This is a genomic window from Viridibacterium curvum (assembly GCF_039544165.1).
Lineage (GTDB): Bacteria > Pseudomonadota > Gammaproteobacteria > Burkholderiales > Rhodocyclaceae > Viridibacterium > Viridibacterium curvum.
Window position 1 is genome coordinate 181,662 of sequence record NZ_BAABLD010000017.1, and the last position, 17,649, is coordinate 199,310.

The window sequence follows — 17,649 nt, forward strand, 5'->3', positions numbered from 1 at the left end:
ACAACGAAGACGCTCACCCTGAGCCGGCCGAAGAACAGACGGGACCTGTGCATGCAGAATAAAAAGACACTCTACGACCTGCTCGAAGTCAGCCAGGGCGCCAGCCACGAAGCCATCCAGGCCGCGTGGGAGCGCGTGGAAGCAAAGCGCGCAGCAAACAACCTGAAATCGCCCGACGGGCTGGCGCCAGACGCCCACTACAACCTGCTCAAGGACGCGTTCTACACACTCAGCGATGCGCAGCGTCGGGCCGACTACGATCGCAAACTGCGTGGCGGCAGCGCAGCGAGCGTCGCCGCAATCAGTTATGTCGAGCAGGAACCTGGCATGTCCTCCACGACCAAGGTGGTGCTGGCCTTGATCGTGGTGGCAATCGCAATCATGGGATACCGCTGGCATCTTGGCGTGGAGCAGGAGCGACTGCGCATCCGTGCCGAGCAGGTGCGCCTGGAACAGCAACGCTTGGAGCAGGAACAAGCCCGCCAGGCACGTGAAGACGAACGTCGCGACACCTATTCCGTCGAATCGGCACGGCGCGACGCACAGGAAGATGAACGCCGCCGGCGCCAGGAGCGCGACCAGGCCATCGCCGAGGCAGACCGTAACGCACGCCGCCTGCAGGCGGCAGATGAGAGCTATCGCCGTGAAGACGAGCGTGCACGCTACGAAGAAGAGCGCCAACGCCGCCAGCAGACAGCGGAAGCCGAACGAGCCTTGCGCGATCTCAAGCGTCAGGCCCAGCGTGTGGATGCCCAGTACGAACGTGGCAGCAGCATGCGCGGCGGAGGCATCCCGCTGCAGAGTTCCAGCTCTTCACGTCGCTACTGACGCACTACTTCTCGCCCTGCTTCAGGCTCAGGGCATGCTCATACAGCGCATTGCGTGATGCGCCGGTAATCCCGGCGCACAGCTTCGCAGCGGTCTTCACCGGCAACTCCTCCAGCAGCAGCGCCAACACACGCTGCGCCTCGGCAGGCAAGCCCTCCGCAGCGGGCGCAGGCCCGACCAGCAACACGAACTCGCCGCGCTGGCGGTTGCTGTCGGCTTGCAGCCAGGCACTCGCCTCGGCCAGCGGCATGCGCGCAATCTGCTCGAACAGCTTGGTCAGCTCACGACAGAAGACGATTTCGCGCTCAGGCTCCAGCACCGCGACGAGATCTGCCACGCACTCGACGACGCGATGCGGTGACTCGTAAAGCACCACATTGCCCTCCAGCCCCTTGAAGGCTTCAATTTCTGCCTTGCGCGCTGCCGTCTTGGGCGGCAGGAAGCCGATGAAATGAAAGCGATCACTTGCCAGCCCGGATGCCGACAAAGCAGCCACCGCCGCGCAGGCACCCGGCACGGGAATCACCGGGAAGCCCGCTTCCTGCACACGAGCGACGAGGCGCGCCCCCGGGTCCGATACGGCCGGCGTGCCGGCGTCGCTGACGAAAGCCACGTGCTGCCCTTGCTGCAGACGCTCGATGACGCGCGTCGCGCCCTCCTGCTCGTTGTGCTCGTGCAGGGCCAGAGTGCGCGGCGACAGGCCGAAGCTGTCGAACAGCTTCTGGCTGTGGCGCGTATCTTCGCAGGCCACCAGATCGACCTTGCCCAGCAGGGCCAGTGCGCGCAGGCTGATGTCATGGCGGTTCCCGAGCGGCGTGGCCACCACATACAATGCGGGCGAGGCATGCAGAACATTTTCTTCGGGCAAGGAAAGCATGGGTGACGCGACCGGCTTGTGGCAAAAGATGCGGCATTGTCTGCTCGCCTTGGCGGGCGGGCAAGGCGCGTCGTCGCAAGACGCCCCCAGCGGGGCCCGCGCCGAGCGCCTGGCCGCAGACTTCCTGCAATCACAAGGGGTGCGCATCATCGCGCGCAACGTGCGGTGCAAGGGCGGCGAAATCGATCTCATCGGCGAACACGCCGGCACTCTGGTGTTCTTCGAGGTGCGGCTACGCAGCGATCCGCGCTTCGGCGGTGCAGCGGCCAGCATCACGCCCACCAAGCAACGCCGCATTACACTCGCTGCGCGCGTCTGGCTGCAGGGTGACGGTCGCGCCTACCGCCAGCGGCAGATGCGCTTCGACGCGCTGCTGCTCGACTCTCTCGAAACGGCCAACATCGAATGGCTGCGCGACGCCTTCTCCGCCAGCTGAGCCTGGGCGCGCTGCTGTGTTATGCAGCGCTGCACGCGGGTGCGGCGTCACGCCTGCTTTTGCAGCGTGTGAGCGTTGCCGGTGTGGCGTACCACGAAGCCAAAGCCGTCTGGCCGCGCCTGCGTGAAGGAGATGCACTGGAAGTCGTTCGCGATGCGAGCAACCCGCACGATCCGCTTGCTGTGCGCGTCGACTGGCAAGGTCACGTTCTGGGCTACCTGCCACGCGAGCTGAGCGGTCCGGTCGCCAGTGCGCTGGACAAAGGCATGCCGATCACGGCCCGCATCGTCCGCCTGCGCGATCACCCCAATCCGCGCGAGCGCATCCACATCGAAATTTTTGCGAGCCTGCAGCCATGAGCGTCTCCGCCGACTATCTCGCCTGGTGTGCCGAACTGCTGGCACCGCTCGGTCGCATCTCGCACAAGCGCATGTTCAGCGGCGCCGGTTTGTACAGCGACGGCATCATCGTGGCGATCATCATCGACGACCAGCTGTTCCTGAAAACCGACGCCGGCAACGTGGCGGAATTCGAAGCAGCAGGCTCCTCGCCCTTCACCTACAAGACGAAGACTGGCAAGGAAACACGCACCAGCTATTGGCGTGCGCCCGATGAAGCCATGGACTCCCCCGCCCTCATGCTTCCCTGGGCGCGCAGTGCGCTGGCTGCTTCGCTGCGTGCCGCGCAGCGAAAATCCCGCAAGAAGTAAAACGCCCGCCCTGCTCTCGCAGGACGGGCGTTCGTGATCAGGCAGCCGCTTACTTGAGCTGGCAGATGTCCAGCACCTTCATGTCGGTGTAGTCGAGGTTCTCGCCGCCCATGGCCCAGATGAACGCGTAGTTGCTGGTGCCCGAGCCCATGTGGATCGACCAGGGCGGCGACATCACCGCTTCGTCCTTCGCCAGCACGAGGTGACGCATGTCTTCCGGTTCGCCCATGAAGTGCATGACGCGCTGATCGTCCTTGAGATCGAAATAGAAATACACCTCGGAGCGGCGATCATGCAGGTGCGGCGGGCAGGTGTTCCACACCGATCCGGTCTTGAGGATGGTGAGCCCCAGCAGCAGCTGGCAGCTCTGGCAGGTGGCCGGCACGATGTACTGGTAGATCGTGCGTTCATTGGATGTCTCTGCCGCGCCACGCTCCAGCGGTACGGCCTTGTCGATGGCAAGGTGCCGGGTCTCGTAACTGGCGTGCGCCGTCGTCGACACGAGGTAGAACTTCGCCGGGTTGGCTGCGTCAGCCGATTCGAATTCAACGCAGCTCGCCCCCATCGCCACATACAGTCCGTCCTTGGGCGCCATGTCGTAGCGCGTGCCATCCACGGTGATCGCACCGACGCCTCCGCCAACGTTGATCACGCCCAGCTCGCGACGTTCGAGGAAGGGCTTGCCGGCCGCCGATGCCGGCTCGGTCTGCGCCGGCAGTGCCACCCTCTTGCCCACTGGCGCAGCACCGCCGACGACCATGCGCTCGAAGTGCGAATAGTTGAGCGTGACCTGATCGGCCACGAACAGATCAGTGAAGAGGTAACGCTGACGCAGCTGCTCGTTCGATGCGCCAATCATCGAATCCGGTGCCGTGGCGTAATAGGTCTTGCGATAGATCGTCATGTCAGTGTCTCCAGAGAAGGCGTAGAGCAATCGAAAGCCCCATTATTCTGCGCCAGACTCGTAACGACTTGCAGAAAAACAAAACGCCCGCCGGGCTTGCGCACGACGGGCGTTTCACATCTGGCGAAGCGGGTGATTAACCGACAATGCTCTTGATGTAGGTTGCGATGCCGTCATCCTTGGCATTGGCGAAGAAGTATTCCTTGAACTTCGGGCCAGCGACGGCGCCCTTCAGCAGCTCCTGGTCGATTTCCTTCAGCACCGTCAGCATGTCCTTGCAGGACTTGGCCTTCACGTCCTTCAGGATGCCGCGGTTCTTGGCCATGATGGCTGCGCGCTCTTTCGGGTAGCCCAGGCCGGGTTCGAGTTCGAACAGCTTGCGGTACACGTCTTGCAGGTTCAGTTCAGCGGCCCAGCCGAAACCCTTGGCATAGGGCATCGAGATGGCGTTGCCCGCGTTGATCTGCGAGAACAGGAAAGCGTCGGTCGGGTCGGCAACCAGGCCGCAGAACACGCCGGGCATTGCGTTGCTGGCGAGCATGGCGCCCATGCCGGTGCCACAGCCGGTGACGATGAAGTCGGCCGCGCCGGAGTTCAGCAGGATGCCGGCGAGGATGCCGTTCTGCACGTAGGTCAGCGAGTTCGGATCTTCAGCGCTGTACATGCCGTAGTTGAACACCTGGTGACCCAGGGGCTCGGCAACGGTCTTCAGCGAGTTGAAGATGATTTCGTTCTTGGCGCACTGGCTGTTTTCGTTGATCAGGGCGATCTTCATGGGGTATCCCTTCAAAGTTTCGGAGGAGACGCTGGGCGTCGAATGGAAAAGCAGATGTGGCGCGGTTTTGCGGGGCCTGCGGGACCTTATGGCTCACCACGGGCCAATTTCGCGCGCGACTGAGCCCGTAAGGGTAAACGTGCGAGGCAGCAAACGCAAACGTGGACGGGCCCTGACGCTGCGAGTACGCCCCGCACGCACGGCAGGCCCTTGATCTGCCGCAACAAAACCCTCTCGCAGGACGCCAGCCGTGCCCTTGCCGCTTGAATCGGCTAAACTCGCGGGCTCTGACCAGACCGGGCAGCGGCCCCGCCAGCCCCGGACAAGAGTCATGCAAACGCCGCCCCCTCTGGCGAATTTCTGAAAAATCTCTCGGGAGAGTGAATCGAATGAGCAACCCTTTTGATCTGACCGGCAAGGTCGCCCTCGTCACCGGCGCCGCACAAGGCATCGGCGCTGCCATCGCTGCCAAGTACATGGAAGCCGGCGCCTCCGTGATCGCTGCTGACTTCGCACCGCTGGCTGCCGAGTCCATCGCTGCCTACGACGCTGCCAAGGCCAAAACGGGCGCCAACTACTGGTACCTGCAAGCCAACCTGACCGAGAAGGGCGCTCCGCAGAAGGTCATCGACGAAGCCGTGAAGATCGCCGGCCAGGTCGACATCCTCGCCAACGTCGCCGGCACCATTCGCCGCGCACCGTTCCTTGAGCACAAGGAAGAAGACTTCGACTTCGTCATGCAGATCAACCTGTATGCCCCGATGTACCTGTCGCAAGCCTTCTGCCGCCACGTCATCGGCCGCAACGGCAAGGGCAAGATCATCAATATCTGCTCGATGCTGTCGTATCAAGGCGGCATCCTGGTGCCGGGCTACACCGCTTCCAAGCACGGTATTGCCGGCATCACCAAGCTGATCGCCAACGAACTGGGCGCCAAGGGCATCAACTGCAACGGCATCGCCCCGGGCTACATCGCTACGGCGAACACCGCCCCGATCCGCGCTGACGAAGCCCGCAACAAGGCCATCCTGGACCGCATCCCCGCTGGCCGCTGGGGCCAACCCGAAGATCTGGCCGGCACCGCTGTGTTCCTGGCTTCTGCCGCTTCGGAATACCTCAACGGCACCATCGTGAACGTTGACGGCGGCTGGCAAGCTCGCTGATATCCATCAGCCTGCAGCAAAACAAAAGGGCCGGTCGCAAGACCGGCCCTTTTTGTTTGTTCCGTGCGCGATGCGGCCTAAAGTCTCTTGAAACGCTTCATCAGCCAGGCATCCAGCGACAGGGCGCCAGGCCCGAAGGCAGCGAGCCCCAACAGGCTTGCGCCCCAGAAGTAATGCGACTGAATCGCCGCCGGGCAATCGAACTGGAACAGCGCGGGGTACGAAATGACCGCCATCGCATTCACCACGAACAGCCCCAGCGCCGCGAAACGCCCCGCCAGCCCCAGCAACAGCAGCGGTGGCAGCAACAGCTCGCCCGAAGCCCCCATGAAAGCAGCCAACGCCGGTGGCAACAGCGGCACCTGGTATTCGTCCTGGAACAGGGCCAGGGTAGTGCCCCAGTCATCGATCTTGGTGAGACCGGATCGAAAGAAAACCCAGGCGATGTAGAGGCGCACAGCCAGCAACAGCACGGGCTGTGCAGCGTTGAGCCAGGAGACCGGTTGCGCGCTGAGGGCGATACCGCGCTGGAGTAATGCTGTGTTCATGGAAATCCTCTGTATGTCTGTCGTAAAACCGGATGGGGAAATCTCAAGCAAGCTGGAGGCGGGTCACCAGCTCTGCCGTGAAACCGCGCGATAGCGCCGTCTGCACGTCAAAATCTTCGTCCAGCGAGAACGCTGCGTCGAGCATCGTGGCCAGTGGCGCACCGCTTTGCGCGGTTTGCCAGAAGGCCAGCTCTGCCACCACCACTGGCAACACTGCGGCATGCCAACCGATGCGATGCACGATGCAGCACTCGGCGACGCCCAAATCGATATTCAAGGCGCCGTCGTAGGCCGGCTGGTGCTGCAGCCAGATGCTGGCGACAGGAAAGTCCGCCCGCACGAGACACGCTGCGGCTTGCAGACCGAGCTGCAGATCGCCCAATTGCTCCGGGGCAAAACTGGCGAGTTCGGCCATCGACAGCGGTACATGATCGGCCGCCCTCTCCGCCTCGGTGACCGCCCACTCCAGCTGCGCCACGGCAGGCAGATAAGGCATATCCGCAACATGCTCGAACTCAGCAAGGAAATCCGCAAAGTCAGCACCGTACTCGTTGAGATCGCCAGAGCGCGAGGCATGACTGTCGCGATATGCGCGCGCCAGTCCCTCGAAGAAGTCTTCTCCAACAATCTGGCAAATCACCGGATACGCCAGTTGCAGCGCCTTGTGCGCGTTAGCGACGGCGTTGCCGCGATATACCGCCAGCAGGCTCGCGTTGCGCTGGGCATCGCCCTGCAGGCAAGCGAGCATGTCGGCCTCGCCCTGCCCTGCGCGCAGCACGTTCGCAAAGCGACGCTGAACGTCGATCAGGCTGGGCATGTCTGCTCCCGGTTGATGGCTGCGGCACGCGCCGCTTCGTCACGCAGCACTTCCAGCGCAGGAATGTCGGTGTCCCACTCGATGAGGGTTGGCCTCGGCCCACCCAGCGCGACCGCCTCGCGATAGAGCGCCCACACTTCGTCGCAAACACGGCTGCCGTGCGTATCAATCAGGCAGAGCTCGCCGACGCTATGGCCCGCGAGATGGATCTCGCCCACGGCATCCCAGGGCACTCGGGCCAACTCCTGTCGCGCGTCGAAATCGAAGTTGCAGGCATTGACGTAAAGGTTGTTGATGTCGAGCAGCACGCCACATCCTGTGCGGCGCACCAGCTCGGCAAGGAAATCGAACTCGCTCATGTCGCAGTCGCGGAACGCGACATAGGCAGACAGGTTCTCAAGCAGGATCTGGCGCTTCAATCGCGCCTGCACCCGCTCGACGCGCTCGGTCACGATCTGCAATGCCTCGCTCGTATGCGGGAAGGGCAGCAGGTCGTTGAAATGCTCGCCATCGATGGCGCCCCAACACAGGTGCTCCGACACCAGCGCGGGCTCTACCCGCTCGACGAGCGAAGCAAGCTTTTCCAGATGCGGCAGGGCCAACGCATCAGCCGACGCCAGCGACAAGCCCACGCCATGCAGGCTCAGCGGATAGCACTCACGCGCACGCTGCAACATATGCAGGCTGGCACCACCAGCGTGGAAGAAATTCTCGGAGTGGACTTCCAGAAAGCCCAGCGACGGCCGCTCTTCGAGCACCTGTGCGTAATGCGGTGCGCGCAGGCCGATGCCTGTGTAATCCGGTTTGATGTGATTCATCATGGTGAAAAGCGCCCGGGCAACGACACCGTCACCCAGGCGCAATCAGGCATTACTTCTTCATCGGGGCCTTGGTCATGCCACCCATCTTTTCGCACGTGCCCTTGGCAACGTACTTCCAGTCGGTCGGGCTCTTGTCCATCTTGGCCTGGCCGGCGCACGAGTGCGAGCCATCGCTCGAAGCGCAGTCATTGGCGCCAGCCTTGGCCACGCCAAAACACTTTTCCTTTTCGTCCGCAGCAACGGCGGATTGGCTGACAGCGCCCAGTGCAACGACGGATGCGAGGGCGGCACGGATGAGGATCTGCTTGTTCATGTAAAGACTCCTGTTGCGTTGATATGCCTTACAAGCCGGGATGGCCTGGGGCTAGGGGAAAACACTTGTCACTCACTTGTCACCAAGTTGTCACGACGTTTGCCAGGCGGCGAACCGTCCTGTCACTGCACAAGACCCGGTAGGGTGTGCATTCCTTACATGCCTTGCATAAGAGAATCTTGCGAGCTGGCATCTGCCGCGCAAAACCGTAACTTGAACAAGCCCTGCGCAGCCGCCACAATGCAGGCTTCACATCTGATTCCACACCCGATTCTGGCAGAGGCACCATGACTTACAAGGTTTTCATCGACGGCCGTCACGGCACGACCGGGCTCAAGATCGACGAGCGGCTGGCTGGCCGCGATGAGATCGAAGTCCTCACGATTCCTGAAGACCAACGCAAGGACCCCGCCGTCAAGGCACGCTTCATCAACGATGCAGATATCGTTTTCCTGTGTCTGCCCGACGCTGCCTCGAAAGAATCCGTCGCCCTGCTCGCAGCGGGCAACACGCGCACGCGCTTCATCGATGCCAGCACAGCGCACCGCACGAATCCCGACTGGGTCTACGGGCTGCCCGAACTCAACGGCGGTCAGCGCGAGCGCATCCGCAGCGCACAGAAGGTCGCCAATCCGGGTTGCCATGCCACCGGCTTCATCCTGCTGATGGCGCCGCTGGTTGCCGCCGGCATCGTGCCTGCCGACTATCCGGTCAGCACCTTCTCGATCACCGGCTACAGCGGCGGTGGCAAGGAAATGATTGCCGACTACGAAGCACGCGGGGAGCAGGACATCCTGCGCAGCCCACGCCTCTATGCGCTAGGGCTCACGCACAAGCACCTCGCCGAGATGCAGGCGCTCACGGGCCTCGCCCACAAGCCGCTGTTCAACCCCATCGTCGGCAACTTCGCGCAAGGCATGGTGGTATCGGTGCCGCTGATCGCGCGCCTCCTCGCCCGCAAAGTGAGTCCGGCCGACTTGCATGCGCTCTACAGCGAACACTACGCGGGTCAGACCTTCGTCAAGACCATGCCGCTCGATGCGACGCCTGTGCTGGACGCGGGCTTCCTGCCCGCCACCACCTGCAACGACACCAACCGTGCCGAGGTCTTCGTCTTCGGTCATGACGAACAGCTGCTGCCAGCCTGCCGCTTCGATAATCTCGGCAAGGGCGCTTCGGGTGCGGCCATCCAGTGCATGAACATCATGCTGGGTCTCGACGAAGCACGCGGCCTCGCCGCCTGACGCCGCGCACCGGGCCGGCAAATGACGCGTGCTACCATGCCGCGTCATTTTCCGGAGTCATACGTGGATCTTCTCAGCCGCATCGAAGCCCAGTTTGACGAAAGCGCACGCACGCTGCGCTCGTCGTCCGAGGTCCTCTCCGGCCCCATCGCACTCGCCGCCGAAGTGATGGTCGAAAGTCTGCTCGGTAACGGCAAGATCCTCGCGTGCGGCAATGGCAGCTCGGCTGCCGACGCGCAACACTTCGTCGCCAAGATGATGGGCCGCTTCGAACGCGACCGCCCCCAGCTGGCCGTGGTGTCGCTATCGGCCGACACTGCAGTACTCACGTCGCTCGCCAACATCTACCAATACGGCCAGGTCTTCGCGCGGCAGATTGCCACGCTGGGCCAGCCCGGTGATGTCCTGCTGGTCATCTCGGCCAGTGGCCGCTCGGACAACGTGCTGTCTGCCATCCAGGCCGCACACGAACGCGACATGCGCGTCGTCGCCCTCACCGGCCGCAACGGCGGCCACGTCACGGAACTCCTCGGCGAACAGGACATCCATATCTGTGCGCCCCACGATCGCGTGGCGCGCATCCAGGAAGTCCACCTGCTCGCCCTCCACTGCCTCTGCGACGGCATCGATTGCCTGTTGATGGGAGAAGAAAACTGATGAACACCTTCAAAGCCCTACTCAAGAACCTGCTGATCGCCGGCCTGCTGGCCAGCAGCCTCAGCGCCTGCGTGCCCCTGATCGCCGGCGGCGTCGGCACCGGCGTGGCCTCCACGATTGATCGCCGCACCTACGCCGAGCAGTACAAGGACCAAGAGCTGGAGGTCAAGATCATGCGCGCCATCAACCGCAAGCTCGATGACAAGGCCAACGTCTCCACCACCGTGTTCAACAAACGCGTGCTGCTCACCGGTCAGGCGCTCAGCGAGTCTTACAAGGCAGAAGCCGCAAAGCTCGCCCGTGAAACCGAGGGTGTCGCCAGCGTGTTCGACGAAGTCACGGTCGGCTGGCCCGCCACCTTCGGCACGGGCGCCAGCGACCGCCTGATCACCTCGTCGGTGAAGACGCGCCTGTTCGATCCTGAACTCAAGAGTGTCTCGGGCCACCACGTGAAGGTCGTGACCGAATCAGGCATCGTTTACCTGATGGGCCTGCTCGGCCAGAGCGAAGCGGACGCTGCCGTCAAGATCGCCAGCACCACGCGCAACGTCACCAAGGTTGTCAGCGTCATTGAAGTGATCAGCGACGAAGAGATCAAGCGACTGGACAAGAAGCTGGAGCCGTCAAACTCTCCGACCAGCCAGCGCTGACCGGGAACTCAGGCTGACGAGCGCTCCCGCGTCACCAACCAGATCCCCCCGCACACCAGCAGCAGCGCCACGAGGTTCTTCCACTCGAGAATGCTCTCGTCAAGAAACACCGCTGACAGCAGTGCGCCGAAGATGGGTACGAGGAAGTTGAAGATGGTGACCTTGCCCACGCTGTTGTACTTCAGCAGCAGGCTCCACAGCGAGAAGGCGGCTGAAGACAACACGGCGAGGTAAGCCAGCAGCGCCGTCGAAGCAAACGTAAAGCCGCTGATGTGCCCACCCGCCGCATAGCCACCGACGAGCAGCAACACACCACCGAAGAACAGCTGCCAACCCGTCATCAGCACACCATCCATGCCTTGCGACACGCGTTTGCCGTAAATCGACGCTGCCGCAAGGATGAAGGCGGCGATGACCACGAAGCCCTCACCGAGCAGGGTGAAATCGAAGTCCAGTCCACCGCGCCCGAGATTCACCACCATCACGCCCGCAAAGCCGATCAGGCAGCCCGCCGTGCGCTGCCAGGTCAGGCGGTCATCGCGATAGAGGAAGTGGGCGATCAGCACGCTGAAGAAGCTCACCGTCGCATTCATGATCGAGCTCTTCACCCCCGTGGTGTAGGCCAGACCGATGTAGAAGAACACGTACTGGATCGCCGTCTGCGTCGTGCCCAGCAGCCACAGCTGGCGCCAACCGGCCGCGCTGATGCGGAACACGGAGCGTCCGCCGATGGCTGACATGAGCAACAGGATCAGACCGGCTGCCGCGAAGCGATAACCTGCGAACACCATCTTCGAAGGCACGTCCTGCGGGGCGATGCCGAACATCGCGTAGCCATTCTTGATCGCCGGGTAGGAGCTGCCCCACAACAGGCAACACAAACTGGCCAGCACAACGACAACCCAGGTGCGGGTGAAGAACTGTCGCTGCTGGCTCACCCTGCCGCGTCTCCTGCGGCATCCTCCGGCTTGTCGGCACCGTTGTCCTCGGGCACGGTTGCGCGTGCAATCTCGATCATCTGCGCACGCGATGCGGGCGTCTCAAGACTGATGCGGCCGATGACACCGGTGCGGTAGTCCTTGAGGAAGGCCAGCGCAGCCTTTTCGATATCCAGCTCGCCGCCCTTCACGCGCCAGGCACGCCGGGTAGCAATGCGCTCGATGAGCCCGACGCCATCCAGACCCGACACATCGAAGCCATACCGCTGCGCGACAAGACCCGCGTAGCGCTCAAGAAGCAGGTTACCGAGAAAGAAGGCCACCTCATCATCGATCACCGCATTGGTGCCGATGGCATGACTCGCCGCCAGCATGTAGCCATCGGACGGGAATTCGATCTTCGGCCACATCAATCCCGGCGTGTCGATGAGCACGGTGCTGCTGTTGATCTCCAGCCGCTGCGCCGACTTGGTCACCGCCGGCTCATCACCGACAGCGGCGACCTTGCGCTTCATCAACGCGTTCATGAGGGTGGACTTTCCGCAGTTCGGGATGCCCATGATCATCATGCGCAGCTGCTTGTCGGGCGAACCGCGATGCGGCGCCAGCTGGCGGCACCAGCCAACGATCTTCGCCACGTCGGAGGCCTTCTTGAACGACACCGCCATGGCCTTCATGCCCGGCGTGCCGGCGAAATGCTCTATCCACGCCTGCGTCGCCTTGGGATCCGCGATGTCAGCCTTGTTGAGCAGCTTGAGACAGGGCCGCTGGCGGAACTTGCGCAACTCCTCGATCATCGGATTGCTGCTCGCCGCCGGCAGGCGTGCGTCGACAACCTCGATCACGACATCGGTGAACTCCATGTTCTCGGCGGCTTTCTTGCGCGCCGAGTTCATGTGACCGGGGAACCACTGGATGGCTGCCATTACTTGAATCCTTAACCGTCATTCCCGCCAGATTTACGACCAGCAAAGCTGCTCCATGCTCCCCTCGCCCGCTTGTGGGAGAGGGGTTGGGGGAGAGGGCTGGAGCGGGAATCCAGTGTCGTTTGAATACATTCTGAAAGTCGCTGGATCCCCGCCTTCGCGGGGATGACGAATAGAGCGAATATCAGACGATGATCCCGCCACCGAGACACACCCGGCTCTCGTACAGCACCACCGACTGCCCAGGCGTCACAGCCCACTGTGGCGCGGCGAAAGCGATCTCGGCTTCGCTGTCCGCCACGCGATCTACCTCGCAGGGCTGATCCGGCGTGCGGTAACGCGGCTTGGCGGTGTAGACCCAGTTGGTGCGCGGCGCACGGCCAGCGATCCAGTTGAGATCCTGCGCCACGAGTCGCTCGCGATGCAGGGCCGGATGTTCGTGGCCCTGCACGGCGTACAGCACGTTGGCCTGCATGTCCTTTCCGGCCACGTACCAGGCTTCGTGATCGCCGGCCGTGTCATTGCCCTTGATGCCGCCGATGTGCAGGCCCTTGCGCTGGCCGATGGTGTGATACATCAGGCCCTGGTGCTCGCCGAGCAAACGATTGTCATCGAGCGAGCGGATCTCGCCCGGTTTCGTCGGCAGATAACGCATCAAGAACTCGCGGAACGGGCGCTCGCCAATGAAGCAGATGCCGGTGGAATCCTTCTTGTCGTGCACATGCAGGCCGGCCTTCTCGGCCATGCCGCGCACGTCGCGCTTGTAAACATTCGCCAGCGGGAAGATCGTCTTCGCGAGTTGCGCCTGGTTGAGACGGTAGAGGAAGTAGCTCTGGTCCTTTGTACCGTCTTCGGCCTTGAGCAACTGGTACTCGGTGCGACCGTCGCTCGTCCATTCGCGCACGCCGGCATAGTGGCCGGTGGCGATCTTGTCCGCGCCCAGATCCATCGCATGGTCGAGGAAGGCCTTGAACTTGATCTCGCTGTTGCACAGGATGTCCGGATTGGGCGTGCGGCCGGCTTCGTATTCGCGCAGGAAGTCGGCGAAAACGCGGTCCTTGTATTCCTTGCTGAAGTTCACGACCTCCAGCTCCATGCCGATCACGTCACAGATCGACGCCACATCGACGAGGTCTTCGCGCGTCGAGCAGTACTCGTCGTCATCGTCGTCCTCCCAGTTCTTCATGAACAGGCCGGTCACGTCGTAACCCGCCTGCTTCAGCAACCATGCGGACACTGCCGAATCCACGCCGCCGGACATACCGACAACGACCTTCATGCCCTGCCCGTCTTTCAAACCTGCTTCATTCATCTCGTAAGGACCTGGTCGTTCTAATCGTAATGACGGATCAACTCCAGCGGAAAGCTGCGTCCGTTCACATAGTCCTGCACACATTGCAGCACCAGCGGGCTGCGATGCCGCCCGGCCTGCTCCTCCAGCTCGGTCAGCGTCAGCCAAGTCGCACCGATGATGCCTTGATCGAGCGAGCGCGTACTGTCAAAGCTTTTCACCTCACAGATGAAGGCAAAGCGCAGATAGGTGATGTCGCCCTGCGGCCGCGGCCATTGGTAGACGCCCAGCAGCGCCGTCGGCTCGACGTGGTGCCCTGTTTCCTCCAGCGCCTCGCGGACGCAAGCGGCAAGCAAGGACTCGCCCTCTTCGAGGTGGCCAGCCGGCTGATTCAGACGTATGCCGGTATCCGTGTGCTCCTCGACGAGCAGGAAACGCCCTTCGCGATGCACCACGGCGGCCACCGTGACATTGGGTTTCCAGACCATGCTGAGCTCCGCAGATACCAAAGCCGGTATTTTACGTCCCGTCTTACGCTAAAATCGCGGTTTTTCACCGAACGGAAACGGGAGCAAGTCTCATGTCGATGGCTGATCGCGACGGATTCATCTGGATGGATGGCAAGCTGGTGCCCTGGCGCGAGGCAACCACGCACGTACTGACCCACTCCCTGCACTATGGCCTGTCGGTGTTCGAAGGCGTGCGCGCCTACAACACCAACCGTGGCACGGCGATCTTCCGCCTCAAGGAGCACACGGACCGCCTTTTCAACTCGGCCCACATCTACATGATGAAGATCCCGTTCTCCAAGGACGAGATCAACGAAGCACAGAAGGAAGTCGTGCGCGCCAACAAGCTCGAGAGCTGTTATCTGCGCCCGCTCGCCTACTACGGCTCGGAGAAGATGGGCATCTCGACGCGCGGCGCCACCGTGCATGTGGCCATCGCCGCCTGGCCCTGGGGCGCCTACCTCGGCGCAGAAGGCCTCGAAAAGGGTATCCGCGTGAAGACTTCGTCCTTCTCGCGCCACCACGTCAATGTGACCATGCCGCGCGCCAAGGTGGCTACCACCTACGCCAACTCCATCATCGCCAACCTCGAAGCCACGCAGGATGGCTACGATGAAGCGCTGCTGCTCGACACCGACGGCTTCGTGGCCGAAGGCGCTGGCGAGAACCTCTTCATCGTCAAGGACGGCGTGATCTACGAGCCCGAGATCGCTTCCGCGCTGACCGGCATCACGCGCAACACCATCCACACGCTGGCCAAGGAGCTCGGCTACACGGTGCAGACCCGCCGCCTGACGCGCGACGACATCTACATCGCCGACGAAGCCTTCTTCACCGGCACCGCTGCCGAAGTGACCCCGGTGCGCGAGCTCGACAACCGCCAGATCGGCGAAGGCAAGCGCGGCCCGATCACCACGAAGATCCAGGCCCGCTTCTTTGACCTCGTGAATGGCCGCCTGCCCGAGCACGATGGCTGGCTGGCCTTTGTGTAATCAGGAGCATCGCCATGGCTGAAAACACCGACAAGTCGCAACCCATCGCCGTCGAAGCCAAGGACCTGCCTCTGCATTGCCCGCAGCCGGGCGCACCGCTGTGGGCGCGCCACCCGCGCGTGTTCCTCGACGTGACCAGGACGGGCGACGCCAAGTGCCCGTACTGCGGCGCGAAGTATGTGCTGCATGGTGAAGCGCCCAAGGGTCACTGACCACACGCTTCAAACCACGGACGGGCCGCAGATGCGGCCCGTTTCATTCAAGATGTCGCAATGAGCTACCGGATCGAGCACATCAGCGAGCAGCACATCCCGGGCTTCCATGCCGCAGTCGATGCGGTTGCGCGCGAGAAGCAATACCTCGCATTCACTGCTGCCCCACCGCTGGATGAAACACGCAACTTCGTCGAAGGCAACCTGCGCAGTGGCAATCCCCAGTTCGTCGTACTGAACGGTGGGCACGTGGTGGGCTGGTGCGATGTCGTACGACTGAGACAGGACGCTGTTCGCCACGGAGGCATTCTCGGTATCGGTCTGCTGCCAGAGTGGCGTGGTCGCGGCATTGGCCGCGAACTGATGGCACAAACGATCAGCAGTGCTTGGGCGCGCGGTTTCACGCGCATCGAGTTGGGCGTCTTGTACAGCAACCAGCGCGGCCTGCGACTCTACGAAAGCCTGGGCTTCCGCCATGAAGGCCGCCGCGTCGCCGCCATCTGCATCGACGGCCAATATCAGGACTCACTGGTCATGGCGCTGCTGCACCCGGACATGGCGCAATGAAAATCCTCATCGTCACCCCCTCCTGGATCGGCGACACCGTCGCCGCGCAGCTGCTGTTCATGCGCCTGCGTGCGAAGTATCCGGATGCCCGCATCGATGCCCTCGCCCCGCCCTGGGTAGCTGCCGTGCTGAGCGCGATGCCTGAGGTTGATGGCGAAGTCATCGACAACCCCTTCGGTCACGGCGCGTTGCGCCTGCGTGAGCGCTGGGCACTGGGCCGGCAGCTCAAAGCGCGCGGCTACGATGCGGCTTATGTGCTGCCCAACTCGCTCAAGTCCGCCCTGATTCCGTTCTTCGCCGGCATCCCGAAGCGGGTCGGCTTCACGGGTGAATCGCGCTACGGCCTCATCAATGTACGCCACACGCTCGACAAGACCGCGTTGCCGCTGCAGGTGGAACGCTATGCGGTGCTGGCTGAAGAACCGCACCAGCCCTTGCCCCGGCCGCTGCCATCGCCACGACTCAAGCTGGATGCGGCGGCCACGGCAGACACCCTGCAGAGCCTTGCCCTGAGCGCATCCCCAGCCCCTGTCGTGTTCTGCCCCGGCGCCGAGTTCGGCCCGGCCAAGCGCTGGCCCGAGCAGCACTACGCCGCACTGGCCCGCCAGCTCGCGGCACAAGGCATCCCGGTGTGGCTGCTGGGCTCGAAGAAGGATGCGCCGGTCGGCGAAGAAATCGTGCGCCTCTCCGACGGCTCGGCCCGCAACCTGTGCGGCGTCACGGGCCTCGATCAGGCCCTGCACCTCATCGCTTCGGCGCGCCATGTCGTCACCAACGACTCCGGCCTCATGCACGTTGCCGCCGCGCTCGACGTGCCGCTCACCGCGCTGTTCGGGTCATCAAGCCCCGGCTACACCCCGCCGCTGTCAGACAAGGCCAAGATCATCTCGCTCAAGCTCGAATGCAGCCCCTGCTTCATGCGCGAGTGCCCGCTGGGCCATCTGAACTGCCTCAACCACATCACGCCGGAACAGGTTGGGGCTACAGTCGCGCCATGAACCAGCAGGCCCTGCTCGATTATCTCTACGCCCATATCCCGCTGTCGCAGGCCATGGGCGTCACGGTCCAGTCGCTCGCCCAAGGCAGCGTGACGCTCGCCGCCCCACTGGCGCCCAACATCAACCACCGCGGCACAGCCTTCGGCGGCAGCATTTCCACACTGGCTACGCTTGCGGCGTGGTCCCTGCTGCGCGTCGGCACCGACACGCTCGACCCGCTGCCGCGCCTGGTCATTCGCCGCAACACGGTTGACTACAGCCAACCCGTAGCAGGGGATTTCACCGCCACGGCCCATGCACCGGGCGTTGAAGTCTGGAACCGTTTTCTCGACACCCTGGCACAACGCGGCCGCGCACGTATCACCCTGTCTGCCAGCGTCCGCTCTGGCGACGTGCTCGCCGCTACCTTCGTCGGCGATTTCGTGGCGCTGCGCTTGGTGTAGCATTCACGGGCCTCTCAACACGGCACACCCC

Annotated in this window: 24 protein-coding genes; 13 read left to right on the forward strand and 11 right to left on the reverse strand. The window is 63.0% G+C overall.

Annotated features, from left to right (window positions below; all coding sequences use genetic code 11):
• The first annotated feature begins 51 nt into the window (after positions 1-51).
• Positions 52-828 (forward strand): hypothetical protein, encoded by a 777-nt coding sequence (locus ABEA02_RS17220; protein WP_345534334.1) that lies wholly within the window; start codon positions 52-54, stop codon positions 826-828.
• Between the two features lie 4 nt (positions 829-832).
• On the opposite strand, the gene rsmI is transcribed toward ABEA02_RS17220, so the two are convergent.
• A complete protein-coding gene (rsmI, locus tag ABEA02_RS17225) occupies positions 833-1,705 on the reverse strand; it encodes a 16S rRNA (cytidine(1402)-2'-O)-methyltransferase (protein WP_345534335.1) in 873 nt (290 codons plus the stop codon).
• On the opposite strand from rsmI, the gene ABEA02_RS17230 reads away from it, so the two are divergent.
• Genes ABEA02_RS17230 through ABEA02_RS17240 form a run of 3 tightly spaced genes read left to right on the forward strand, consistent with a single transcriptional unit; the run spans position 1,704 to position 2,850 of the window.
• On the forward strand, positions 1,704-2,141 hold the full coding sequence (locus tag ABEA02_RS17230; protein WP_345534336.1) for a YraN family protein: 438 nt from the start codon (positions 1,704-1,706) through the stop codon (positions 2,139-2,141). The two genes, rsmI and ABEA02_RS17230, sit on opposite strands and share 2 nt — an antisense overlap.
• Entirely contained in the window at positions 2,111-2,500 is a 390-nt protein-coding gene (locus ABEA02_RS17235; RefSeq protein ID WP_345534337.1) for an HIRAN domain-containing protein, read from the forward strand. Before ABEA02_RS17230 ends, ABEA02_RS17235 begins: the two co-directional genes overlap by 31 nt.
• Positions 2,497-2,850: a TfoX/Sxy family protein gene (locus ABEA02_RS17240; protein ID WP_345534338.1), complete on the forward strand. Its 354-nt coding sequence runs from the start codon at positions 2,497-2,499 to the stop codon at positions 2,848-2,850. The genes ABEA02_RS17235 and ABEA02_RS17240 overlap by 4 nt, the downstream gene beginning before the upstream one ends.
• A 49-nt stretch (positions 2,851-2,899) precedes the next feature.
• Here ABEA02_RS17240 and kduI read toward each other — a convergent pair whose 3' ends face one another.
• On the reverse strand, positions 2,900-3,754 hold the full coding sequence (kduI, locus tag ABEA02_RS17245; RefSeq protein WP_345534339.1) for a 5-dehydro-4-deoxy-D-glucuronate isomerase: 855 nt from the start codon (positions 3,752-3,754) through the stop codon (positions 2,900-2,902).
• 136 nt (positions 3,755-3,890) lie between these two features.
• A complete protein-coding gene (locus ABEA02_RS17250; RefSeq protein ID WP_345534340.1) occupies positions 3,891-4,529 on the reverse strand; it encodes an RpiB/LacA/LacB family sugar-phosphate isomerase in 639 nt (212 codons plus the stop codon).
• 389 nt (positions 4,530-4,918) lie between these two features.
• Between ABEA02_RS17250 and ABEA02_RS17255 the strand changes: the two genes are divergently transcribed.
• Positions 4,919-5,692: an SDR family oxidoreductase gene (locus tag ABEA02_RS17255; protein WP_345534341.1), complete on the forward strand. Its 774-nt coding sequence runs from the start codon at positions 4,919-4,921 to the stop codon at positions 5,690-5,692.
• A 77-nt stretch (positions 5,693-5,769) separates the two neighbouring features.
• Here the strand turns inward: ABEA02_RS17255 and ABEA02_RS17260 are convergent, their stop codons facing one another.
• From ABEA02_RS17260 to ABEA02_RS17275, 4 genes are read right to left on the reverse strand one after another with little or no spacing between them, the layout of a single operon-like run.
• Positions 5,770-6,240: a DoxX family protein gene (locus tag ABEA02_RS17260; RefSeq protein ID WP_345534342.1), complete on the reverse strand. Its 471-nt coding sequence runs from the start codon at positions 6,238-6,240 to the stop codon at positions 5,770-5,772.
• A 43-nt stretch (positions 6,241-6,283) separates the two neighbouring features.
• Complete coding sequence (locus ABEA02_RS17265; RefSeq protein ID WP_345534343.1) at positions 6,284-7,057, reverse strand: HvfC/BufC family peptide modification chaperone; 774 nt, start codon at positions 7,055-7,057, stop codon at positions 6,284-6,286.
• The gene (bufB, locus tag ABEA02_RS17270; RefSeq protein WP_345534344.1) at positions 7,045-7,878 is read right to left on the reverse strand and encodes an MNIO family bufferin maturase; all 834 of its coding nucleotides are present in this window, start codon (positions 7,876-7,878) and stop codon (positions 7,045-7,047) included. Before bufB ends, ABEA02_RS17265 begins: the two co-directional genes overlap by 13 nt.
• A gap of 49 nt (positions 7,879-7,927) precedes the next feature.
• Entirely contained in the window at positions 7,928-8,191 is a 264-nt protein-coding gene (locus tag ABEA02_RS17275; RefSeq protein WP_345534345.1) for a BufA1 family periplasmic bufferin-type metallophore, read from the reverse strand.
• A 287-nt stretch (positions 8,192-8,478) separates the two neighbouring features.
• On the opposite strand from ABEA02_RS17275, the gene argC reads away from it, so the two are divergent.
• The 3 genes from argC (at position 8,479) to ABEA02_RS17290 (ending at position 10,742) form a co-directional block, all read left to right on the forward strand.
• Positions 8,479-9,435: an N-acetyl-gamma-glutamyl-phosphate reductase gene (gene argC, locus ABEA02_RS17280; RefSeq protein WP_345534346.1), complete on the forward strand. Its 957-nt coding sequence runs from the start codon at positions 8,479-8,481 to the stop codon at positions 9,433-9,435.
• Between the two features lie 63 nt (positions 9,436-9,498).
• Positions 9,499-10,092, forward strand: coding sequence for a phosphoheptose isomerase (locus ABEA02_RS17285; protein WP_345534347.1), 594 nt, complete (start codon positions 9,499-9,501; stop codon positions 10,090-10,092).
• A complete protein-coding gene (locus ABEA02_RS17290) occupies positions 10,092-10,742 on the forward strand; it encodes a BON domain-containing protein (RefSeq protein ID WP_345534348.1) in 651 nt (216 codons plus the stop codon). The genes ABEA02_RS17285 and ABEA02_RS17290 overlap by 1 nt, the downstream gene beginning before the upstream one ends.
• Positions 10,743-10,750: 8 nt before the next feature.
• Here ABEA02_RS17290 and ABEA02_RS17295 read toward each other — a convergent pair whose 3' ends face one another.
• The 4 genes from ABEA02_RS17295 to ABEA02_RS17310 form a co-directional block, all read right to left on the reverse strand.
• Positions 10,751-11,680 carry a DMT family transporter gene (locus ABEA02_RS17295; protein WP_345534349.1) on the reverse strand — a complete coding sequence of 310 codons (930 nt, stop codon included), beginning with the start codon at positions 11,678-11,680 and terminating at the stop codon, positions 10,751-10,753.
• A complete protein-coding gene (gene ylqF, locus ABEA02_RS17300) occupies positions 11,677-12,606 on the reverse strand; it encodes a ribosome biogenesis GTPase YlqF (RefSeq protein ID WP_345534350.1) in 930 nt (309 codons plus the stop codon). Before ylqF ends, ABEA02_RS17295 begins: the two co-directional genes overlap by 4 nt.
• Positions 12,607-12,790: 184 nt before the next feature.
• The gene (gene mnmA, locus ABEA02_RS17305) at positions 12,791-13,885 is read right to left on the reverse strand and encodes a tRNA 2-thiouridine(34) synthase MnmA (protein ID WP_345534871.1); all 1,095 of its coding nucleotides are present in this window, start codon (positions 13,883-13,885) and stop codon (positions 12,791-12,793) included.
• Between the two features lie 53 nt (positions 13,886-13,938).
• The gene (locus ABEA02_RS17310; RefSeq protein ID WP_345534351.1) at positions 13,939-14,385 is read right to left on the reverse strand and encodes an NUDIX hydrolase; all 447 of its coding nucleotides are present in this window, start codon (positions 14,383-14,385) and stop codon (positions 13,939-13,941) included.
• Positions 14,386-14,477: 92 nt separating this feature from the next.
• Here ABEA02_RS17310 and ABEA02_RS17315 point away from each other — a divergent pair, with 92 nt between their 5' ends.
• The 5 genes from ABEA02_RS17315 to ABEA02_RS17335 are packed head-to-tail and all read left to right on the forward strand — an operon-like array spanning position 14,478 to position 17,618.
• Positions 14,478-15,398, forward strand: coding sequence for a branched-chain amino acid transaminase (locus ABEA02_RS17315; RefSeq protein ID WP_345534352.1), 921 nt, complete (start codon positions 14,478-14,480; stop codon positions 15,396-15,398).
• Positions 15,399-15,412: 14 nt separating this feature from the next.
• Complete coding sequence (locus ABEA02_RS17320) at positions 15,413-15,610, forward strand: zinc-finger domain-containing protein (RefSeq protein WP_345534353.1); 198 nt, start codon at positions 15,413-15,415, stop codon at positions 15,608-15,610.
• A gap of 60 nt (positions 15,611-15,670) precedes the next feature.
• Positions 15,671-16,177 carry a GNAT family N-acetyltransferase gene (locus ABEA02_RS17325; protein ID WP_345534354.1) on the forward strand — a complete coding sequence of 169 codons (507 nt, stop codon included), beginning with the start codon at positions 15,671-15,673 and terminating at the stop codon, positions 16,175-16,177.
• Complete coding sequence (waaF, locus tag ABEA02_RS17330; protein WP_345534355.1) at positions 16,174-17,175, forward strand: lipopolysaccharide heptosyltransferase II; 1,002 nt, start codon at positions 16,174-16,176, stop codon at positions 17,173-17,175. The genes ABEA02_RS17325 and waaF overlap by 4 nt, the downstream gene beginning before the upstream one ends.
• Positions 17,172-17,618: a YiiD C-terminal domain-containing protein gene (locus tag ABEA02_RS17335; RefSeq protein ID WP_345534356.1), complete on the forward strand. Its 447-nt coding sequence runs from the start codon at positions 17,172-17,174 to the stop codon at positions 17,616-17,618. The genes waaF and ABEA02_RS17335 overlap by 4 nt, the downstream gene beginning before the upstream one ends.
• Positions 17,619-17,649 lie beyond the last annotated feature (31 nt).

Excerpts from the sequence above, each read along its gene's own strand:
- ABEA02_RS17220 (WP_345534334.1), top strand. The coding sequence starts at position 52 with ATGCAGAATAAAAAGACACTCTACGACCTGCTCGAAGTCAGCCAGGGC.
- ABEA02_RS17230 (WP_345534336.1), top strand. The coding sequence starts at position 1,704 with ATGGGTGACGCGACCGGCTTGTGGCAAAAGATGCGGCATTGTCTGCTC.
- rsmI (WP_345534335.1), bottom strand. The coding sequence starts at position 1,705 with ATGCTTTCCTTGCCCGAAGAAAATGTTCTGCATGCCTCGCCCGCATTG.
- ABEA02_RS17235 (WP_345534337.1), top strand. The coding sequence starts at position 2,111 with ATGGCTGCGCGACGCCTTCTCCGCCAGCTGAGCCTGGGCGCGCTGCTG.
- ABEA02_RS17240 (WP_345534338.1), top strand. The coding sequence starts at position 2,497 with ATGAGCGTCTCCGCCGACTATCTCGCCTGGTGTGCCGAACTGCTGGCA.
- kduI (WP_345534339.1), bottom strand. The coding sequence starts at position 3,754 with ATGACGATCTATCGCAAGACCTATTACGCCACGGCACCGGATTCGATG.
- ABEA02_RS17250 (WP_345534340.1), bottom strand. The coding sequence starts at position 4,529 with ATGAAGATCGCCCTGATCAACGAAAACAGCCAGTGCGCCAAGAACGAA.
- ABEA02_RS17255 (WP_345534341.1), top strand. The coding sequence starts at position 4,919 with ATGAGCAACCCTTTTGATCTGACCGGCAAGGTCGCCCTCGTCACCGGC.
- ABEA02_RS17260 (WP_345534342.1), bottom strand. The coding sequence starts at position 6,240 with ATGAACACAGCATTACTCCAGCGCGGTATCGCCCTCAGCGCGCAACCG.
- ABEA02_RS17265 (WP_345534343.1), bottom strand. The coding sequence starts at position 7,057 with ATGCCCAGCCTGATCGACGTTCAGCGTCGCTTTGCGAACGTGCTGCGC.
- bufB (WP_345534344.1), bottom strand. The coding sequence starts at position 7,878 with ATGATGAATCACATCAAACCGGATTACACAGGCATCGGCCTGCGCGCA.
- ABEA02_RS17275 (WP_345534345.1), bottom strand. The coding sequence starts at position 8,191 with ATGAACAAGCAGATCCTCATCCGTGCCGCCCTCGCATCCGTCGTTGCA.
- argC (WP_345534346.1), top strand. The coding sequence starts at position 8,479 with ATGACTTACAAGGTTTTCATCGACGGCCGTCACGGCACGACCGGGCTC.
- ABEA02_RS17290 (WP_345534348.1), top strand. The coding sequence starts at position 10,092 with ATGAACACCTTCAAAGCCCTACTCAAGAACCTGCTGATCGCCGGCCTG.
- ylqF (WP_345534350.1), bottom strand. The coding sequence starts at position 12,606 with ATGGCAGCCATCCAGTGGTTCCCCGGTCACATGAACTCGGCGCGCAAG.
- mnmA (WP_345534871.1), bottom strand. The coding sequence starts at position 13,885 with ATGAAGGTCGTTGTCGGTATGTCCGGCGGCGTGGATTCGGCAGTGTCC.
- ABEA02_RS17310 (WP_345534351.1), bottom strand. The coding sequence starts at position 14,385 with ATGGTCTGGAAACCCAATGTCACGGTGGCCGCCGTGGTGCATCGCGAA.
- ABEA02_RS17315 (WP_345534352.1), top strand. The coding sequence starts at position 14,478 with ATGTCGATGGCTGATCGCGACGGATTCATCTGGATGGATGGCAAGCTG.
- ABEA02_RS17320 (WP_345534353.1), top strand. The coding sequence starts at position 15,413 with ATGGCTGAAAACACCGACAAGTCGCAACCCATCGCCGTCGAAGCCAAG.
- ABEA02_RS17325 (WP_345534354.1), top strand. The coding sequence starts at position 15,671 with ATGAGCTACCGGATCGAGCACATCAGCGAGCAGCACATCCCGGGCTTC.
- waaF (WP_345534355.1), top strand. The coding sequence starts at position 16,174 with ATGAAAATCCTCATCGTCACCCCCTCCTGGATCGGCGACACCGTCGCC.
- ABEA02_RS17335 (WP_345534356.1), top strand. The coding sequence starts at position 17,172 with ATGAACCAGCAGGCCCTGCTCGATTATCTCTACGCCCATATCCCGCTG.